Origin of the sequence: Kluyvera sp. CHPC 1.251 (assembly GCF_036759945.1) — a bacterium.
GTDB lineage: Bacteria > Pseudomonadota > Gammaproteobacteria > Enterobacterales > Enterobacteriaceae > Kluyvera > Kluyvera sichuanensis.
Genome location: NZ_JAPKIC010000007.1, coordinates 39,892 through 58,458, shown reverse-complemented (window position 1 = coordinate 58,458; position 18,567 = coordinate 39,892). Strand labels below are relative to the sequence as shown.

19 protein-coding genes are annotated in these 18,567 nt (G+C 58.1%); 12 read left to right on the top strand and 7 right to left on the bottom strand.

Annotated elements, in window-relative coordinates; all coding sequences use genetic code 11:
- The first annotated feature begins 84 nt into the window (after window positions 1–84).
- On the top strand, window positions 85–888 hold the full coding sequence (gene xthA / locus V6940_RS14550; protein WP_185665988.1) for an exodeoxyribonuclease III: 804 nt from the start codon (window positions 85–87) through the stop codon (window positions 886–888).
- A gap of 461 nt (window positions 889–1,349) precedes the next feature.
- Here xthA and V6940_RS14545 read toward each other — a convergent pair whose 3' ends face one another.
- Window positions 1,350–1,538 carry a hypothetical protein gene (locus V6940_RS14545; protein WP_333496344.1) on the bottom strand — a complete coding sequence of 63 codons (189 nt, stop codon included), beginning with the start codon at window positions 1,536–1,538 and terminating at the stop codon, window positions 1,350–1,352.
- Between V6940_RS14545 and V6940_RS14540 the strand changes: the two genes are divergently transcribed.
- The 6 genes from V6940_RS14540 to V6940_RS14515 all read left to right on the top strand — a co-directional run bounded on the left by V6940_RS14540 (window position 1,452) and on the right by V6940_RS14515 (window position 7,516).
- A complete protein-coding gene (locus V6940_RS14540) occupies window positions 1,452–2,093 on the top strand; it encodes a TVP38/TMEM64 family protein (protein WP_333496496.1) in 642 nt (213 codons plus the stop codon). The genes V6940_RS14545 and V6940_RS14540 overlap by 87 nt on opposite strands.
- Window positions 2,093–2,794 carry a TVP38/TMEM64 family protein gene (locus V6940_RS14535; protein ID WP_333496343.1) on the top strand — a complete coding sequence of 234 codons (702 nt, stop codon included), beginning with the start codon at window positions 2,093–2,095 and terminating at the stop codon, window positions 2,792–2,794. The genes V6940_RS14540 and V6940_RS14535 overlap by 1 nt, the downstream gene beginning before the upstream one ends.
- On the top strand, window positions 2,794–3,987 hold the full coding sequence (locus V6940_RS14530) for an ABC transporter substrate-binding protein (RefSeq protein ID WP_333496342.1): 1,194 nt from the start codon (window positions 2,794–2,796) through the stop codon (window positions 3,985–3,987). Before V6940_RS14535 ends, V6940_RS14530 begins: the two co-directional genes overlap by 1 nt.
- The gene (locus V6940_RS14525; RefSeq protein WP_333496341.1) at window positions 3,960–5,495 is read left to right on the top strand and encodes a thiamine ABC transporter permease; all 1,536 of its coding nucleotides are present in this window, start codon (window positions 3,960–3,962) and stop codon (window positions 5,493–5,495) included. The genes V6940_RS14530 and V6940_RS14525 overlap by 28 nt, the downstream gene beginning before the upstream one ends.
- Window positions 5,495–6,127, top strand: coding sequence for an ATP-binding cassette domain-containing protein (locus tag V6940_RS14520; protein WP_333496340.1), 633 nt, complete (start codon window positions 5,495–5,497; stop codon window positions 6,125–6,127). The genes V6940_RS14525 and V6940_RS14520 overlap by 1 nt, the downstream gene beginning before the upstream one ends.
- Window positions 6,128–6,211: 84 nt before the next feature.
- Window positions 6,212–7,516 (top strand): rhodanese-like domain-containing protein, encoded by a 1,305-nt coding sequence (locus tag V6940_RS14515; RefSeq protein ID WP_333496339.1) that lies wholly within the window; start codon window positions 6,212–6,214, stop codon window positions 7,514–7,516.
- Here V6940_RS14515 and V6940_RS14510 read toward each other — a convergent pair.
- Complete coding sequence (locus V6940_RS14510) at window positions 7,513–8,145, bottom strand: CDP-alcohol phosphatidyltransferase family protein (RefSeq protein WP_333496338.1); 633 nt, start codon at window positions 8,143–8,145, stop codon at window positions 7,513–7,515. The genes V6940_RS14515 and V6940_RS14510 overlap by 4 nt on opposite strands.
- Window positions 8,135–8,704, bottom strand: a complete 570-nt coding sequence (locus V6940_RS14505) for a carboxymuconolactone decarboxylase family protein (protein WP_333496337.1) — start codon at window positions 8,702–8,704, stop codon at window positions 8,135–8,137. The genes V6940_RS14510 and V6940_RS14505 overlap by 11 nt, the downstream gene beginning before the upstream one ends.
- 78 nt (window positions 8,705–8,782) lie before the next feature.
- Between V6940_RS14505 and V6940_RS14500 the strand changes: the two genes are divergently transcribed.
- On the top strand, window positions 8,783–9,199 hold the full coding sequence (locus tag V6940_RS14500; RefSeq protein ID WP_333496336.1) for a pyrimidine (deoxy)nucleoside triphosphate diphosphatase: 417 nt from the start codon (window positions 8,783–8,785) through the stop codon (window positions 9,197–9,199).
- On the opposite strand, the gene V6940_RS14495 is transcribed toward V6940_RS14500, so the two are convergent.
- Complete coding sequence (locus V6940_RS14495) at window positions 9,159–9,434, bottom strand: YnjH family protein (protein ID WP_220440595.1); 276 nt, start codon at window positions 9,432–9,434, stop codon at window positions 9,159–9,161. The two genes, V6940_RS14500 and V6940_RS14495, sit on opposite strands and share 41 nt — an antisense overlap.
- 236 nt (window positions 9,435–9,670) lie before the next feature.
- On the opposite strand from V6940_RS14495, the gene gdhA reads away from it, so the two are divergent.
- A complete protein-coding gene (gene gdhA / locus V6940_RS14490; protein WP_185665980.1) occupies window positions 9,671–11,014 on the top strand; it encodes an NADP-specific glutamate dehydrogenase in 1,344 nt (447 codons plus the stop codon).
- Window positions 11,015–11,118: 104 nt separating this feature from the next.
- On the opposite strand, the gene V6940_RS14485 is transcribed toward gdhA, so the two are convergent.
- The 3 genes from V6940_RS14485 to V6940_RS14475 form a co-directional block, all read right to left on the bottom strand.
- Entirely contained in the window at window positions 11,119–13,056 is a 1,938-nt protein-coding gene (locus V6940_RS14485; RefSeq protein ID WP_333496335.1) for a DNA topoisomerase III, read from the bottom strand.
- A 4-nt stretch (window positions 13,057–13,060) separates the two neighbouring features.
- The gene (gene selD, locus V6940_RS14480) at window positions 13,061–14,104 is read right to left on the bottom strand and encodes a selenide, water dikinase SelD (protein ID WP_220440598.1); all 1,044 of its coding nucleotides are present in this window, start codon (window positions 14,102–14,104) and stop codon (window positions 13,061–13,063) included.
- Between the two features lie 130 nt (window positions 14,105–14,234).
- The gene (locus V6940_RS14475) at window positions 14,235–14,786 is read right to left on the bottom strand and encodes an NAD(P)H nitroreductase (protein WP_333496334.1); all 552 of its coding nucleotides are present in this window, start codon (window positions 14,784–14,786) and stop codon (window positions 14,235–14,237) included.
- 159 nt (window positions 14,787–14,945) lie between these two features.
- On the opposite strand from V6940_RS14475, the gene sppA reads away from it, so the two are divergent.
- The 3 genes from sppA to pncA are packed head-to-tail and all read left to right on the top strand — an operon-like array spanning window position 14,946 to window position 18,527.
- Window positions 14,946–16,802 carry a signal peptide peptidase SppA gene (gene sppA, locus V6940_RS14470; protein ID WP_333496333.1) on the top strand — a complete coding sequence of 619 codons (1,857 nt, stop codon included), beginning with the start codon at window positions 14,946–14,948 and terminating at the stop codon, window positions 16,800–16,802.
- A 56-nt stretch (window positions 16,803–16,858) separates the two neighbouring features.
- Entirely contained in the window at window positions 16,859–17,875 is a 1,017-nt protein-coding gene (gene ansA, locus V6940_RS14465) for an asparaginase (protein WP_220440599.1), read from the top strand.
- 10 nt (window positions 17,876–17,885) lie between these two features.
- Window positions 17,886–18,527 (top strand): bifunctional nicotinamidase/pyrazinamidase, encoded by a 642-nt coding sequence (pncA, locus tag V6940_RS14460; protein ID WP_333496332.1) that lies wholly within the window; start codon window positions 17,886–17,888, stop codon window positions 18,525–18,527.
- Window positions 18,528–18,567 lie beyond the last annotated feature (40 nt).

Below are 18,567 nucleotides of genomic sequence, written 5' to 3'. Positions count from 1 at the left end.
GCGATACCGCCGGGCGAAGGCAGCGAGGTACGTTAAATTCTGCTACTATCCCGTCACAATTCACCAGGTAAAGTGACGACCACTATGAAATTTGTCTCTTTTAATATCAACGGCCTGCGTGCCCGCCCTCATCAACTGCAAGCCATCGTTGAAAAACATCAGCCTGATGTGATTGGCCTGCAGGAGACCAAGGTTCACGACGACATGTTCCCTCTGGAAGAGGTAGCAAAGCTCGGTTACCACGTGTTCTACCACGGACAAAAAGGCCACTATGGCGTCGCGCTGCTGACCAAAGCCGAACCGATTGCCGTGCACCGTGGTTTCCCGACCGATGATCCCGAGGCGCAGCGTCGCCTGATCATCGCCGAAGTGCCATCACCATTCGGCAACGTGACGGTGATGAACGGCTATTTCCCGCAGGGGGAGAGCCGTGACCATGAAACCAAATTCCCGGCCAAAACCAAGTTTTACCAGGATTTGCAGGACTATCTGGAAACCCGTCTGAGTAAAGAGAACCCGGTGCTGATTATGGGCGATATGAACATCAGCCCGACCGATCTCGATATCGGTATTGGTGAAGATAGCCGTAAGCGCTGGCTACGCACCGGTAAGTGTTCGTTCCTGCCGGAAGAGCGCGAGTGGATGCAGCGTCTGCTGGGCTGGGGTCTGGTGGATACGTTCCGTAATGCCAATCCAGAAACCAACGATCGTTTCTCGTGGTTTGATTACCGCTCCAAAGGGTTTGATGATAACCGTGGGCTGCGTATTGATTTGCTGCTGGCAAGCCAGCCGCTGGCGGCGCACTGCGTGGAGACGGGGATTGATTATGAGATCCGTGGGATGGAGAAGCCGTCGGATCATGCGCCGGTGTGGGCGACGTTTAAATAAGCTCGTATTTGCTAGTTTAGTACCCCGGCCTACAGGGAACGCTTCGGCGATTTAGACGCCACCAAAAACCGTGCGGTTTTTTAGCTAACAGCAAAAACCAAAGTCACTGAAACCGATGAGTCCCCGCTGGAAATCGGCGAGCCGTAGCACGGAAGGCAAGGTCAGGACGCCATGGATGGCGGACTGAGGCGAACCGAGACAGGGACGTCGAGTTTCGCCGTGCCGCAGGCTGGAGTCGTAGGCGAGCGCAGTGCGAAGCACCGATTTCCCTGCGGGGCCGCAGGGATTGTTAAGGGGGATGCGGTTATCCCCCCTTAACCCGTTCACAGATGAAGAAGCGCCATGTTCTACCCAACATAAAGTGAACGGAACCCCGCACCCAACCCGAAAACCATTTCACCAACCAAAAATTCTGAGCAAAATCAATAAACCAACGCTAATATCTTGCAGTGGCCACTAATCTATAATACCGTCGCGCGCACTTTTTCTTCCCGGCAGGAGGACCCCCATGCAAAAGAAGTCACTACCACACAGCCACTAAGCTCCTGCTCATTGTCGCTGTCATCAGCCTGCTCGCTACCCTGATCCACACCTTCGGCCTCGCGGACCTGGTCACCAACTTCCGCCACCTGCAGGCACTGGTACGCCAAAGCGGCGCTCTTGGCTATGCCATCTATATCGCCCTGTTTATCCTCGCCACGGTATGCCTGCTGCCCGGCAGCGTGCTGGTACTCGTCGGCGGTATTGCCTTTGGCCCGTGGCTCGGCACGCTGCTATCGCTGATTGCCGCCACCGTCGCCTCGGCAGTCTCCTTCCTGCTTGCCCGCTGGCTCGGACGGGCGCTTCTGCTTAAATACGTCGGGCACACCACCACCTTTCAGGCGATTGAGCGCGGTATCGCCCGCAGCGGCATCGACTTTTTGATTCTTACCCGGCTCATTCCGCTCTTTCCGTACAATATCCAAAACTACGCCTACGGATTGACCGCCATTCCTTTCTGGCCCTACACCCTGGTCTCTGCGCTGACCACGCTGCCGGGAATTTTTATCTATACACTGATGGCGAGCGAACTGGCGACACATGGCCTGACGCTGGCGTTTATTCTCAAACTGAGCCTCGCCGGGCTGGCGCTGTTTGCGCTGGTACAGGCTGCCAAACGCTATGCCCGACATAAACGCGTGGATCTTTCTAAGGAGGAACGCTGATGGCATCACGCAACGCCACACTGTTTTTCCGTCTGCTGCTGCTCACCGCGTTTATCGCACTGCTGCTGGCCTGGTGGTGTATTCCGAGCGTGAATGCGTTTATCGATCAGAGCCTGACCGCATTTCTCGCCGTCGACCAACAGGGCATCGAGCGGTTTATCCACTCCTATGGCTCACAGGCCGCCGCCGTCTCCTTTGTGCTAATGATTTTTCAGGCCGTTGCCGCCCCGCTGCCTGCTTTTCTTATCACCTTCGCCAACGCCTCGCTGTTCGGCGCGTTCTGGGGCGCAGTGCTCTCGTGGACCAGCTCGATGGCCGGGGCCGCGCTATGCTTCTACATCGCCCGGCTGATGGGGCGCGGGGTGGTCGAAAAGTTGACCGGAAAAATAGTGCTTAACAGCATCGACGGCTTCTTTGAACGCTACGGCAAGCACACCATTTTAGTCTGCCGCCTGCTGCCTTTCGTCCCCTTCGACCCGGTGAGCTACGCCGCCGGGCTGACGTCGCTGCGCTTTCGTCACTTTTTTATCGCCACGGGTATTGGTCAGCTTCCCGCCACTATCGTCTATTCATGGGTCGGCAGCCTGCTCACCGGCGGCACCTTCTGGTTTGTCACCGGGCTGTTTATTTTGTTCGCACTGACTATCGTTATCGTTGTCGCTAAGACGTTCTATCACGAACGACAAAAGAGGAATTCCTGATGCGTTATCACGCAGATATACATCGCCTGCGCGCTGGGCTGCTGGGGCTTGGCCTATTGGCCCTGAGTCCGTTCGCGGCTTACGCGCAAAGCTGGCAGCAGGTGGAAAACGAAGCCAAAGGGCAAACCGTCTGGTTTAACGCCTGGGGCGGCGACGAAGCGGTGAACCACTATCTTGACTGGGTGAGCGGTGAGGTGAAACGCGATTACGCCATTAACCTACGCATCGTACACATTGCCGATGCGGCAGACACCGTAAAGCGTATTCAGACCGAAGCGCAGGCTGGGCGTAAAACCAATGGCTCGGTCGATTTACTGTGGGTCAACGGTGAAAACTTCCGTGCGCTGAAAGAGGCCAACCTGCTGCGTACAGGCTGGGCGGAGCAGTTACCGAACTGGCGCTATGTGGATGTGAGCAAACCGGTGCGGGAAGATTTCTCGGTACCGGTGGAAGGCGCAGAGTCGCCCTGGGGCAGCGCGCAGCTGACCTTTATTGCTCGCCAGCAGCAAACGCCGCAGCCGCCGGACTCGCCACAGGCGCTGCTCGAATTTGCTAAAGCCCACCCTGGTACGGTCACCTACCCGCGCCCGCCGGATTTTACCGGCACCGCGCTGCTTGAGCAGCTGTTAATAAACCTCACCACCCAGCCGGATGCGCTGAAGCAGCAGCCGGAAGCGAAGACCTTTGCCGCTGTAACCGCACCGCTGTGGGCCTATCTTGATACCTTGCATCCGCTGCTGTGGCGCAATGGTAAAGACTTCCCCCCTTCACCAGCACGAATGGACGCCATGCTGAGCAATGGTTCGCTACGCCTCTCCCTTACTTTTAACCCGATGCATGCAAAGCAGAAGGTGGCAAAAGGCGAGCTGCCGAAGGACAGCTACAGCTTTGGCTTCCAGCGCGGCATGCTGGGCAACGTGCACTTCGTGACCATTCCGGCAAACGCTTCCGCCAGCGCCGGAGCCCTGGTGGTGGCAAACTTCCTGCTCTCACCTGAAGCACAGTTGCGCAAGGCCGATCCGGCAGTATGGGGCGACCCCAGCGTACTGGATCCGGCGAAGCTAACTTCCGAACAGCAAAAAACGCTGCAATCGCTTATCCCGGAACACGCGCCAAAGGTGCTGGCTGAGCCGCACGCTGCCTGGGTGAATGCGCTGGAGCAGGAATGGCTGCGCCGTTACGGTACGCACTGACTCTGCTCTGCTGGGGCATGATGCTGATTATCTATCTGCCCCTGCTTCCTGCCGCCGGTCTGCTGTTAAGACCGGCGTTTTCGCTCGCCGACTGGCAACATCTCCTAACCGACCCACAGCTGATACAGGCACTGACCGCGACCATTGTTTCCACCCTGCTGGCCGTCGTCGGCGCGCTGCTGTTGGCGCTGTTGGTCATTGCGACTCTCTGGCCTTCTGCAGGCTGGCAACGGCTCTCTTCCCGGCTGCCGTGGTTGCTGGCGCTGCCGCACGTGGCCTTCGCCACCTGCGCGCTGCTGCTGTTTGCCGAAGGTGGCGCGCTCTATCGTTTGCTGCCGATGCTCAGCCCATTTCAGGACCGTTACGGTATCGGGCTGGGTCTGGTGCTGGCGGTCAAAGAGAGCGGTTTTTTACTGTGGGTGTGCTGGGCGCTACTCGGCGAACGCCGGTTGGCAGAACAGGTGGTGGTGTTTAAAAGCCTTGGCTACGGGCGCGGGCAGTGCCTGACCCGGGTTATTCTTCCGGCATTGATACCTTCGCTCAAGGTGGCGCTGCTGGCCACCGCGGCCTGGACGCTGTCGGTAGTCGATGTGGCGACAATTATTGGCCCCGGCAACCCGCCGACGCTGGCAGTGCTGGCCTGGCAGTGGCTGAACTCGGCGGCCCCGGAGGATCAGGTCAAAGGTGAACTGGCCTGCCTGCTATTACTGGTGTTATTGGCGCTGCTTGCCGGTGCCGCCGCAGGCTTCTGGTTGCTTTGGCAACGGCGACTGCCCACGTTGAGCAACGTACGACACCCCACCTTCCCGCGACGCCCTGGGCGCGCGGTCGGCATCCTGCTACCGTGCAGCGGGCTATTCTGCACACTATTTCTAATCTCACAGGCGCATGCCGCTCTGCCCGACGCCGATACCTTCAACAATAGCCTGTGGCTGGCACTGCTGTCCGCGCCGATCGGCGCGGTAGTCTGCCTGCTGTGGCTGGAATGGGGACCACGCCGGGTACAGGGTTGGCTCAATCTGCCACTTCTGTTACCCGCACTGCCGCTGGCCGCAGGACAATATCAACTGGCGCTTTATGGCTGGCTCGACGGGCAGTTCGCCACCGTGCTGTGGGGGCATTTGCTGTGGGTGGTACCGTGGATGCTGTTTGTGCTTCGCCCGGCGTGGCAAAAAATTGACCCACGCCAGATACTGCTCGCAAAAACGCTTGGCTGGCAGCGCGGGGCGATTTTCCTACGGTTAAAGTGCCCGCTGATCGTTCGCCCGCTGCTGTCGGCGCTGGCGGTCGGCTTTTCCGTGAGTATCGCCCAGTATCTGCCCACCCAATGGCTTGGCGGTGGACGCATACCCACGCTGACCACCGAAGCCGTGGCGCTCAGCAGCGGCGGTGTAACCGCGACGCTTGCCGCCCAGGCGCTATGGCAGCTGTTGCTGCCGATGGGCTTCTTTTTGCTTACCGCGCTGCTGGCGCGCCGTATCGGCCATTTACGCCGGGGATTACGCTAATGTTGCAGGTCAACAATCTGACGCTCACGCTCGGCGGTCAGCCGCTGTTGCGTGAGGTTAACTTCACCGTCGCGGCAGGAGAAATTGTCACGCTGATGGGGCCGTCAGGCTGCGGAAAGTCGACGCTGTTTTCGTGGATGGTCGGCGCGCTCGATAGCGCCTTTCGCGCACAAGGCGAGCTGTGGCTTAACGGCCGCCGCTGCGATCCGCTACCTACTGAGAAACGGCGCATCGGCGTGCTGTTCCAGGACGCGCTGCTGTTCGACAATATGAGCGTCGGGCAGAACCTGCAGCTAGCGTTGCCAGCGACCGTTCCCCGCCATGCCCGCCAGCCTCGCGTTGAGCTAGCGCTGGCGCAGGCGGGGTTGGACGGTTTTTATCGTCGTGACCCGGCCACCCTTTCCGGCGGCCAGCGCGCCCGCGTGGCGCTGCTGCGCGCGCTGCTGGCAGAGCCCGACGCGCTGCTGCTGGATGAACCATTTAGCCGCCTCGACGGTCCGCTACGCGGCAGTTTTCGCCAATGGGTGTTCGACGAACTTCGCCAGTTGCACATTCCCGTGGTGCAGGTTACTCATGACCCGGATGATGTCCCCGCCGCCGCCGTCTGTTTGCAGTTAGCAAACTGGCATTGACGCGGGAAATACTGCGTTAACGCAAGGTATTTCCCCCTTTAGAGGTTCAGAATGATGCTCCTTTTTTCCTCGTCGGATGATTTGATGAAACGTGTTTCTCAACTGACCGCGCTGGCCGTTGCGCTTGGCCTCGCTTCCTCTGTCTTTGCTGCCGAAACGGCAAAAACCTTAACCTTGACCCACCTGCTGCAGCAAAATGGCACCGCCATTGATACACGCATGAGCGCGTTTTACAACGGCTGGCCTCAGCATGCCAACGGCACGCAGGGCCACGAACCGGGCGCGTTAAACCTCTCCGCCAGCTGGCTCTCCGCGATGAACGACGAGCAGCTTAGCGCGTGGGCGCAGCAGCATCAGCTGAGTAAAACCACCGACATCGCACTTTACGGCGACAGTAAAGACAACGAGGCGGTCGCCAACCGCTTGAAACACGCGGGCTTTAACAATATATCCACCCTGAGCGATGCGCTCGAGCAGCCAGACCGTCTGCAAAAGCTGCCGCACTTCGAGCAACTGGTTTATCCGCAGTGGCTGCATGATTTACAGCAGGGGAAAAATGTTCCGGCAAAACCGGCGGGCGACGTTAAAGTGATTGAAGCCGCCTGGGGCGCACCGAAACTTTACCTGGTCAGCCATATTCCGAACGCAGGCTATATCGACACCAACGAGGTGGAAAGCGAGCCGCTGTGGAATAAGGTTTCTGACGATAAGCTCAAAGCGATGCTGGCGAAACACGGCATCCGCCATGACACCACCGTTATTCTTTACGGTCGCGATGTCTATGCGGCAGCGCGCGTCGCACAAATTATGCTGTATGCGGGCGTGAAAGATGTGCGCCTGCTGGACGGCGGCTGGAAAACCTGGTCCGACGCAGGTCTGCCGGTGGAACGCGGTCTGCCGAAAGACGTGACTCCGGCGCCAGACTTCGGCATCACTATCCCGGCCCAACCGCAGCTGATGCTGGATATGGAACAGGCTCGCGGCCTGCTGCATCGTCAGGATGCGTCGCTGGTCAGCATTCGCTCGTGGCCGGAATTTATCGGTACCACCAGCGGTTACAGCTACATAAAGCCAAAAGGTGAGATTGCTGGCGCTCGTTGGGGCCATGCGGGTAGCGACTCCACCCATATGGAAGATTTCCATAACCCGGACGGCACCATGCGCAGCGCAGACGATATCGCAGCGATGTGGAAATCCTGGAATATCCTGCCAACCCAGCAGGTCTCCTTCTACTGCGGCACCGGCTGGCGCGCGTCTGAGACCTTTATGTACGCTCGTGCGATGGGCTGGCAGAACGTCAGCGTCTACGACGGCGGCTGGTACGAGTGGAGCAGCAACCCTAAAAACCCGGTTTCCACCGGTGACCGCGGCCCGGATAGCTCTCGCTAATCCGTCTCTTCATGACGCTGGAGATTCTTCAGCGTCATGTAGCCTCCCCACACCCGATTAAACGTCGTCAGCCAACACAGCGCGCCAAAGATCCACGCCATCCACGCGAACCACGCCGGAAACAAGCAACCCAGCACAAACAGCAAAATCGTCTCGGTGCCTTCGGTTAAACCGCCAAGGTAGTAAAACGATTTGTGCGCATAGCCAGGGTTATCAATCTGATGCTTCGCCGCCAGCGCCGCAAATGCCAGAAAGCTGCTGCCGGTGCCCATAAACGCAAACAACAACCAGCCCCCCGCCAGGGCATTCGCCGTCGGATCTGCCAGCATAAAACCGAACGGCACCAGCGCGTAGAACAGAAAATCAAGGGCGATATCCAGAAAACCGCCGGCATCCGTCAGCCCACGCCGCCGGGCCAGCGCGCCGTCAAGCCCGTCCAGCAACCGATTTGCCACAATGGCCACCAGCGCCGCGCCGTACCAGCCCAGCGCCAGAAACGGCAGCGCCAGAACGCCAATCGCAAAGCCCAGCAGCGTAATGCCGTCGGCGGAAACACCGGGTTTATCCAGCGCCTGCGCCGCGCGATTTAACAGTGGCTTCAGGCGCGGGTGAAGATGTTTATCCAGCATCGTGCTCTCCCGTCGTGCGGCACAGCCCCTGTGAAGGGATCTCCAGTGCGGCATTAAAGCGCGCCGACAAATTCTGAAATGCCACCAGCGCGGTCATCTCGGTGATTTGTTCATCATTAAAGTGACAGTGTAACGATTCTTTCTGTGCCGCAGAAATCAGCGGCGGCGTCGCGGTCATCGCATCAGCGTAGCCCAGCGCCGCGCGTTCAGCAGGAGAAAACAGCGTCGACGTTTGCCAATCTCCCAGCGCCAGCACTTTATCCATCGCCCCGCTACGCTGTGCCAGACGCAGGCTGTTGGCATCAATGCAAAATGCGCAGTCGCACTGCTGAGAAACGCGGGTCATCAACAGCGCCCGCAGCGTGGGGTCCAGACGCGCTTTTTTACGTTCCAGATAGCCAACGAACAATGCCACTAACCAGAAGAGCCAGGGCATTCGCCCCCACCAGCGGGTGGGATTCAATACGCTGCCGTAATGTTTCTGCTGCATGGCAACAATAGGTTTCAGACTGAGGGGTAACTGACTGAGCGGTTGCACCCAGGGTTGTTTATTTTTCACCCGGAGACTCCTGCAAGGCTTTAGCTAACAACAAAGCAGCGATAATATGGCATTCCTTTTATCAAGTCTTTGACCGCTATGCTGAAAACCATTGATGTTGTTGCCGCCATTATCGAACAAAACGGCAAAATTCTGCTGGCCCAGCGCCCGCCGCATGCCGATCAGGCCGGGCTTTGGGAGTTCGCAGGTGGAAAAGTTGAGGCCGGCGAAAGCCAGCCGGAAGCGCTGGTGCGCGAACTACAGGAAGAGCTGGCGATCCGCGCCTGGCCTGGCCGTTACGTTGCCAGCCATCAGCGTGAAGTCTCCGGGCGGATCATTCATCTTCACGCCTGGCACGTGCCCCGCTTTGACGGTGAAATCATCGCCCGCGAACACAGTGCGCTGGTGTGGTGCACGCCAGAGGAGGCCTTTAGCTATGCGCTAGCCCCCGCCGACGTGCCGCTGCTTGAGGCGTTTATGGCTTTACCCGACGCCAGACCAGCGGGTTCGTGCTGATGGTCCGTTCATCGCGCTGACACTGTAACAGTACGCCCTCGGCCTTAATCACCGCCCCTTCCGAGTAGTTCTGGTTCTCATAAATACAGCACTGGGTGCACGGCTGCGCCCGCTGGGTGGTGTTGCTGTTGCTGTTGCTGAACACCTCTGGCGGGACGTTCACCTCAAGCTGCGGCCGCGCCTGCGCCGCATGACAAAACAGCGCCAGAGCGCCCGCTATCCAGAACGTTTTCATCCCTTAATCTCCTGAAAAATCGTCTCTTAATACTATCGACCAAATTCGGGCCTTACTTAAGTTTTTTACATCATCGTTTTTAGTTATGACCCCCTCCCGAATATTAATTTTATTTTGGTCCTGGAATTTACTTGTCATACGTTAGCTGGGTAATGATATAGTCGAAAAAATGACACTTTATTAAACACAACCATAACAACTACATACATCTACAATCATAAGAGGTACTTATACTTATGGATAAGGTTTGCTCCCTGGATTCCTTCCTGGCTCATGTTCAACAACGCGACCCACACCAGACCGAGTTTGCTCAGGCTGTCCGTGAAGTCATGACAACGCTCTGGCCGTTTCTGGAACAGAACCCGCGCTATCGCCAGCTCTCTCTGCTGGAGCGATTAGTTGAGCCTGAGCGTGTTATTCAATTCCGCGTCGTGTGGGTAGACGACCGCAATCAGGTACAGGTTAACCGCGCATGGCGCGTGCAGTTCAGTTCGGCGATTGGGCCGTACAAAGGGGGAATGCGCTTCCACCCATCGGTAAACCTCTCTATTCTCAAGTTCCTTGGTTTCGAACAGACCTTCAAAAACGCCCTGACCACCCTGCCTATGGGCGGCGGTAAAGGCGGTTCTGACTTCGATCCGAAAGGTAAAAGCGAAGGCGAAGTCATGCGCTTCTGCCAGTCGCTGATGACCGAACTCTATCGTCATCTGGGCTCAGACACCGATGTTCCAGCGGGCGATATCGGTGTGGGCGGGCGTGAAGTCGGCTTTATGGCCGGGATGATGAAAAAACTCTCCAACGACACCGCCTGCGTGTTTACCGGCAAAGGCCTGTCGTTTGGCGGCAGCCTGATTCGCCCGGAAGCTACCGGCTACGGTCTGGTGTACTTCACTGAAGCGATGCTTAAGCGTCACGGCCTGGGCTTTGAAGGGATGCGTGTCGCAGTTTCCGGTTCCGGCAACGTGGCGCAGTACGCTATCGAAAAAGCGATGGAGTTTGGCGCCCGCGTGGTGACCGCCTCCGATTCCAGCGGTACCGTAGTTGACGAAGCTGGCTTCACTAAAGAGAAGCTGGCGCGTCTGTGCGAAATCAAAGCCAGCCGTGACGGTCGCGTAGCCGATTATGCGCGCGAATTTGGTCTGGTCTATCTGGAAGGTCAGCAGCCGTGGAGCGTGCCAGTCGATATCGCGCTGCCGTGCGCTACCCAGAACGAGCTGGACGTTGACGCGGCACGCGTGCTGATTGCCAACGGCGTGAAGGCTGTCGCGGAAGGTGCCAACATGCCAACCACCATCGAAGCGACCGATCTGTTCCTCGAAGCAGGCGTGCTGTTCGCGCCGGGTAAAGCAGCGAACGCTGGCGGCGTAGCAACCTCTGGCCTGGAGATGGCGCAGAACGCGGCCCGTATGAGCTGGAAAGCGGAGAAAGTGGATGCGCGTCTGCACCACATCATGCTGGATATCCACCACGCCTGCGTTGAGCACGGTGGTGAATCTGCACAGACCAACTACGTTCGCGGTGCGAACATTGCAGGCTTCGTGAAAGTGGCCGACGCGATGCTGGCTCAGGGCGTGATTTAATCTTGTCGGTAGCCCGGACGAGACGCTTTAGCGCCAACTCCGGGTTTTCCCCGGCGTCGCTTCGCTCGGCCGGGCTACATAACATCATCAGGCAGTCGGGGCGATTACGCGTCTTGTTCCGGGCTTGCCGTCGGTTTCTTACTCTTCCCTTTGCCCTTACTGAACGACTTCTTCGCGCCGCCTGGCGCCGCTAATCCACGGAACTGTCTCACCGGCGTACTGCGCGCCTGCTCGATAAGCTGGAACAACGTGCCCACTAGCGGCTGCATAAAGTCCTGATAGCGGCACTGCTTTTCGCTGATTTGCGTCAACGTGGACTCCCAGTGCGCCGTCATATCCGGGCGCGTGGCCATCTCTGGCAGCGAATGGAACAACGCTTTTCCCGCATCGGTCGAGTGAATGTAGCGCCCTTTCTTGGTCAGAAAACCGCGCTTAAATAGCAGTTCAATAATCCCGGCGCGAGTCGCTTCAGTACCTAACCCGTCGGTGGCGCGCAGGATTTTTTTCAGGTCCTTATCCTGCACAAAACGGGCAATCCCGGTCATTGCCGACAGCAGCGTGGCATCGGTAAAATGGCGTGGAGGCTGCGTTTGTCGCTCTACCACTTCGCCGTTTTCACACAACAGTTCATCTGCTTTCGCCACCACTGGCAGCGGTGTACCGTCATTCTCTTCGTCGCGCTCTTTCGCCCCCAGCAGCGTGCGCCAGCCGGCTTCTGCCAGGAAACGCGCCTTCGCCACAAACTTACCGTTGGCAATATCGAGATCGATCTGACACTTGCGATACACCGCATCCGCGCAGAACTGCATCAGATACTGACGTGCGACGAGGTTATAAACCTTCGCTTCGTTGTCGGTGAGGTTAACCTTGCTGGCGCGCGCCGTAGGAATAATGGCGTGGTGAGCGTCGACCTTTTTATCGTCCCAGCAACGGTTGCGGGTATCAGTGTTCACCACCGGCTGCGGCAGCAAATCTGGGGCGTGTACGCCGATAGCGTTGATCACTGCGTGTCGGCCGGCGAAATGTTCTTCCGGTAGATAGCGGCTATCGGAACGTGGATAGGTGATGAGCTTATGGGTTTCGTACAGCTTCTGACAGATATCCAGCACGTTCTGGGCGCTGAGGCCAAAGCGTTTGGCCGCTTCAATCTGCAAGGCCGACAGCGAAAACGGTAGCGGTGCGGGTTCGGAGTCGCGCTTATCGTTGTAAGCGGTAACCAGTGCGGGCTGCCCGCCTATACGCTTCACCACGTGCTCGGCCAGCGCGCGGTTCAGCAAACGCCCCTCTTCATCCTGATGCGGCTCGCAGGCTTCGCTCGGCTGCCAGGTGGCGGTAAAGCGTTCGTCTTTTGGCGTCACGATATGCGCTTTCACTTCGAAGAAGTCTTTCGAAACGAAATGCTCGATCTCTTCATCGCGGCGCACCACCAGCCCCAGCACTGGGGTCTGCACGCGCCCAACCGAGAGCACGCCCTGATAGCCCGCATTGCGCCCAAGAATGGTGTAGGCGCGAGTCATATTGATACCGTACAACCAGTCGGCACGAGCGCGGGCCAGCGCCGACACGCACAGCGGGATAAACTCGCTGTTGGCGCGCAGGCGGGAAATCGCCCGTTCCACCGCCTGCGGGTTCAGGTCGTTGATTAAACAGCGCTGCACCTGATGGCGTTTTTCTGCCGACAGCTGCAAATAGTCCAGCACTTCATCCACCAGCAGTTGCCCTTCTCTATCAGGGTCACCTGCGTGGATGACTTCACTGGCTTCATGCAGAAAGCGCTTAATAACGTTGAGCTGTTTGGTGACCGACGGCCGGGGCTGTAGCTGCCACTTTTCCGGCACAATCGGCAGGTCCTGCAGATTCCAGCGCGCATAGCGGCTGTCATAGACATCAGGCTGCGCCTGCTCCAGAAGGTGGCCAATACACCAGGTCACGACCTGACCGTTGCCGCATTCGATAAAGCCGTCGCCCTTGCGATGGGGCTTCGGCAGCACGTCAGCAATGGCGCGAGCCAGGCTCGGTTTTTCCGCTATGAACAACCGCATCGGTTCAGCGCAGCTCGATCATCGGACGGCCACCGCGTGCGGTCACCAGTTCGCCGATGGCGGTCAGGTTGATACCAAATTCCGCAGCCGCCGCATGCACCGCCTCTTCGGCATCCGGCGTGACCGCCAGCAGCAAGCCGCCGGAGGTTTGCGGGTCGCAGAGCAGCGCGCGCTGTGAGGCCGTCATGGTGCCCATCAGGTGACCATAGCTGGCAAAGTTACGCTCGGTCCCGCCCGGCACGGCGCCGAGCTCAATATATTCGGCTACGCCCGGCAGTTTCGGCACCGCGTCGAAGTCAATCTGTGCCTGTACGCCTGCGCCCTGACACATTTCGCTCAGGTGGCCGAGCAGACCAAAACCGGTCACATCGGTCATCGCTTTGACGCCTTCGATATTGGCAAACGCCGAGCCCACCAGGTTCATCTGGCACATCACTTCCGTCGCCAGCCCCTGATGTTCTGGTTTCAGCAGCGATTTTTTCTCAGCGGTGGTCAGCACGCCAATCCCCAACGGTTTGGTCAGAAACAGCTTGCAGCCCGCCTGCGCGGTACTGTTTTTCTTCACCCGTTCGGTCGGGACGATACCGGTGACTGCCAGGCCGAAAATCGGTTCCGGCGCGTCGATGGAGTGACCACCCGCCAGCGCAATACCGGCCTGTTTGCAGGCAAAGCGCCCGCCTTCGGTCACTTCACGAGCAATTTCCGGTGCCAGGGTATTAATTGGCCAGCCGAGGATGGCAATGGCCATAATCGGCTTACCGCCCATCGCGAAGATATCGCTGATGGCGTTGGTCGCCGCAATGCGGCCAAAGTCGAACGGGTTGTCGACAATCGGCATAAAGAAATCGGTGGTGCTGATGACCGAGGTACCATTACCCAGGTCGTAAACGGCGGCATCGTCGCGAGTTTCGTTACCGACAAGCAGGTTCGGGTCGATAAACTTCGTCTGCTCGCTGTGCAGGATAGTTTCCAGCACCTTCGGTGAAATTTTACAACCGCAACCCGCTCCGTGGCTGTACTGCGTTAAACGAATGGCCTGCTCGCTCATGGACAACTCCTGTCATTGCTCTGGCATTTGCATAGGGGCTGTATGTTAACGCCAGAACAGAGCCGTGATAAGTACGACTGTCTGAATTCGCGGGCAGTTGCCTATATTCCAGACAATCGTAACGGTTTTTCTAAAGATAACGCACGAACGGTGCCGTATCCGGGAAGGTAATGGTCGTCGACGCTTTGAGCTGCGGCGTGCCGAGATAGAGGAAGCCGACAATTTTATCCTGCTCGCCACATTGCAGCCCATCGCGCACCACCGGACTCTCGGTCAGCGCACCGCTGCGCCAGATACCGTTAAAGCCCTGAGCAACGGCGGCCATCTGCATCGCCATCACCGCGCAGCCTGCCGACATTTCCTGCTCCCACTTCGGCACTTTTGGGTGATCCTGGCATTTGGCAATCACGGTGATAATCATCGGCGCACGAAACGGCGCATTGCGCGCTTTTTCGATAGCCTTCTCATCGCTTTGCGCAGCAATCGCGCCCTGCTCAAGCAGTTGACTGAAACGTTCGCGGCCCTCGCCTTCAATCACCACAAACTGCCACGGCTGCAAGGTGCCGTGATCCGGGGCACGCATCCCGGCGCGGAGGATGTTTTCCAGCGCTTCGCCCGCCGGTGCGGGTTCTGCCAGACGGGAAGCGCTGCGGCGATTAACGAGTAGTTCAAGTGCGTCCATTGAGTAACCCTCTCATGTTATTTTTCATAAAATTAACATGCGCGAGGATTTTGTTACAGCGCCGAAGGCGATTCCTGCTGACAAGCGGCGGCGGTCTATTTAGGATAGCCACACGTTTTGCCGTTTCGGTAAACCTTTTATTTCTTGCAGGGAGAATACATGCGAACCCTATGGCGCTTTATTGCCGGATTCTTTAAATGGACGTGGCGGCTGCTCAACTTCGTACGCGAGTTGGTACTGAACCTGTTCTTTATTCTGCTGGTGCTGGTTGGCGTCGGCATCTGGTTACAGGTCAGTAGCAGTACCACCAGCGAGCGTAGCAGCCGCGGTGCGCTGCTGCTGGACATCAGCGGCGTGGTGGTGGATAAGCCTTCCGCCAGCAGCAAGCTTAGCGTGATTGGCCGCCAGATTTTCGGGGCCAGCGGCGATCGCCTGCAGGAAAACTCGCTGTTTGATATCGTGCAGACCATTCGCCAGGCCAAAGATGACCGCAATATCACCGGCATCGTGCTGGATCTGAAAAACTTCGCCGGTGGCGATCAGCCGTCGATGCAGTATATCGGTAAGGCGTTGCGCGAATTCCGCGACACCGGCAAACCGGTCTACGCCGTCGGCGATAGCTACAGCCAGGGGCAGTATTATCTGGCGAGCTTCGCCAACAAAATCTGGCTGTCGCCGCAGGGCGTGGTTGACCTGCACGGTTTCGCCACCAACGGCCTGTACTACAAGTCGCTGCTTGATAAGCTGAAAGTCTCAACCCACGTGTTCCGCGTTGGCACCTATAAATCGGCCGTTGAGCCGTTTATCCGTGACGATATGTCCCCTGCCGCGCGTGAAGCGGACAGCCGCTGGATTGGCGAGCTGTGGCAGAACTACCTGAATACCATTGCCGCTAACCGTCAGATTACCGCACAGCAGGTCTTCCCTGGCGCGCAGGGGCTGCTCGACGGGCTGCGTAAAGTGGACGGCGACACGGCAAAATACGCGCTCGACAACAAGCTGGTTGATGCGCTGGGCTCAAGCGCGGATATCGAAAAAGCGATGACCAAAGCGTTTGGCTGGAGCAAGACCGATAACAACTACCGCGCCATCAGCATGTATGACTACGCGGTGAAAACCCCGGCAGATACCGGCTCAAGCATCGCCGTTATCTTCGCGAACGGCGCGATCATGGACGGTGAAGAAACCCCGGGTAACGTCGGCGGTGACACCACCGCATCGCAGATTCGCGATGCGCGTCTGGATCCGAAAGTGAAAGCCATCGTACTGCGTGTGAACAGTCCTGGCGGCAGCGTTAGCGCCTCTGAGGTGATCCGCGAAGAGCTGGCTGCGGCCAAAGCGGCTGGCAAACCGGTAGTCGTTTCGATGGGCGGTATGGCCGCTTCCGGTGGCTACTGGATCTCTACGCCAGCGGATTACATTGTCGCCAGCCCGAGCACGCTGACCGGCTCGATTGGCATCTTCGGGGTGATCAATACCGTTGAAAACACGCTGGACTCCATCGGCGTACACACCGACGGCGTGGCAACCTCACCGCTGGCCGATATGGCAGTGACCAAAGCCCTACCGCCGGAAGTGCAGCAGATGATGCAGCTCAGCATCGAAAACGGCTACAAGCGCTTTATCACTCTCGTGGCACAGGCACGTAAGAGTACGCCTGAAGCAATCGACAAGATTGCGCAGGGCCACGTGTGGACCGGTGAAGATGCGAAGGCTAACGGGTTGGTTGATAGCCTCGGTGATTTCGACGATGCAGTAGCGAAAGCCGCTGAACTGGCGAAAGTGAAATCCTGGCATGTTGACTACTATCAGAGCGAACCGACGTTCTTTGATATGGTGATGGATAGCGTATCCGGTTCGGTGCGCGCCTCGCTGCCTGAGGCCATGCAGGCCTATCTGCCTGCCCCGCTCGCCGCCGCCGCCAATACGGTAAAGGCCGAGAGCGACAAGCTGGCGGTGTTTAACGATCCGCAAAATCGCTATGCATTTTGCCTGACCTGCGCCAATATTCGCTAATCGCAATCCCCTCCGCATGGAGGGGATTTTCTTTCGATTAATCAATAGACGACCCCATGCAAAAAAAATCCATTTACGTCGCCTACACTGGCGGGACCATCGGGATGCAGCGCTCCGACCACGGCTACATTCCGGTTTCCGGTCATCTCCAGCGCCAGCTGGCGCTGATGCCCGAGTTCCATCGCCCCGAAATGCCGGACTTCACGATCCACGAATACGATCCGCTGATGGACTCTTCCGACATGACGCCGGAAGACTGGCAGCACATCGCCGACGACATCAAAGCGCACTACGACGAGTATGACGGCTTTGTGATTCTGCACGGCACCGACACCATGGCGTTCACCGCCTCGGCGCTCTCATTCATGCTGGAGAACCTGGGCAAACCGGTTATCGTCACCGGCTCACAGATCCCGCTGGCTGAGCTGCGTTCCGACGGACAGATCAACCTGCTGAACTCGCTGTACGTCGCCGCGAACTATCCGATTAATGAAGTGACCCTGTTCTTCAATAATCGCCTCTATCGCGGTAACCGAACCACCAAAGCGCATGCCGATGGCTTTGATGCTTTTGCTTCACCAAACCTGCAGCCGCTGCTGGAAGCCGGGATTCATATCCGCAAATTAGGCACCCCGCCTGCGCCACACGGTGAAGGCGAACTGATTGTGCATCCGATCACGCCGCAGCCGATTGGCGTGGTGACGATTTATCCCGGCATCTCCGCCGATGTGGTGCGTAACTTCCTGCTTCAGCCGGTCAAAGCGCTGATTCTGCGCTCTTACGGCGTAGGCAATGCCCCGCAAAACGGCGTTTTCGTCAATGAACTGGCGGAAGCAAGCAAGCGCGGTATCGTGGTAGTGAACCTTACCCAGTGCATGTCTGGTAAAGTGAACATGGGCGGCTACGCTACCGGTAACGCGCTGGCGCAGGCGGGGGTGATTAGCGGTTCAGACATGACGGTTGAAGCCACGCTGACCAAACTGCACTACCTGTTAAGCCAGGGGCTGGATGCCGACGCTATCCGCAGCGCCATGCAGCAGAACCTGCGCGGTGAACTGACCCCAGACGAATAAGGAGAGCGAGATGACGCAACGCGCACTGTTATTGGTCGATTTACAGAATGATTTCTGCGCCGGTGGGGCACTTGCCGTCGCCGACGGTGACAGCACCGTCGACGTGGCAAACCTGCTCATCCGCGCCGCGAAGATTCGCGGTGATGTGGTCGTCGCAAGCCAGGACTGGCACCCCGCCAACCACGGCAGTTTTGCCAGCCAGCACGCGGTCGCCGTCTACAGCCAGGGCACGCTCGATGGCCTTCCTCAGACCTTCTGGCCGGATCACTGCGTGCAGCACAGCGACGGCGCGGCGCTGCATCCACTGTTGACGACTCAGGAGATCGATGCCGTGTTCCACAAAGGTGAAAGCGTCAATATCGACAGCTACAGCGCCTTTTTCGACAACGGCCATCGCCAGAAAACCGGTCTCGACGCATGGCTACGTGAGCGCGGTATCGACGAACTTGTGGTGTTAGGGCTGGCAACCGATTACTGCGTGAAGTTCACCGTGCTGGATGCATTACAGCTTGGCTATACGGTCAACGTTATCACCGACGGCTGCCGCGGCGTCAATATTCAGCCGCAGGACAGCGCCAATGCGTTTATGGAGATGGCGGTCGAAGGCGCTACGCTATATACGCTGGATGACTGGCTGGAAATTCAAGGTTAACACGTAGGCCGGATAAGCAAAGCGCCATCCGGCAGACGTC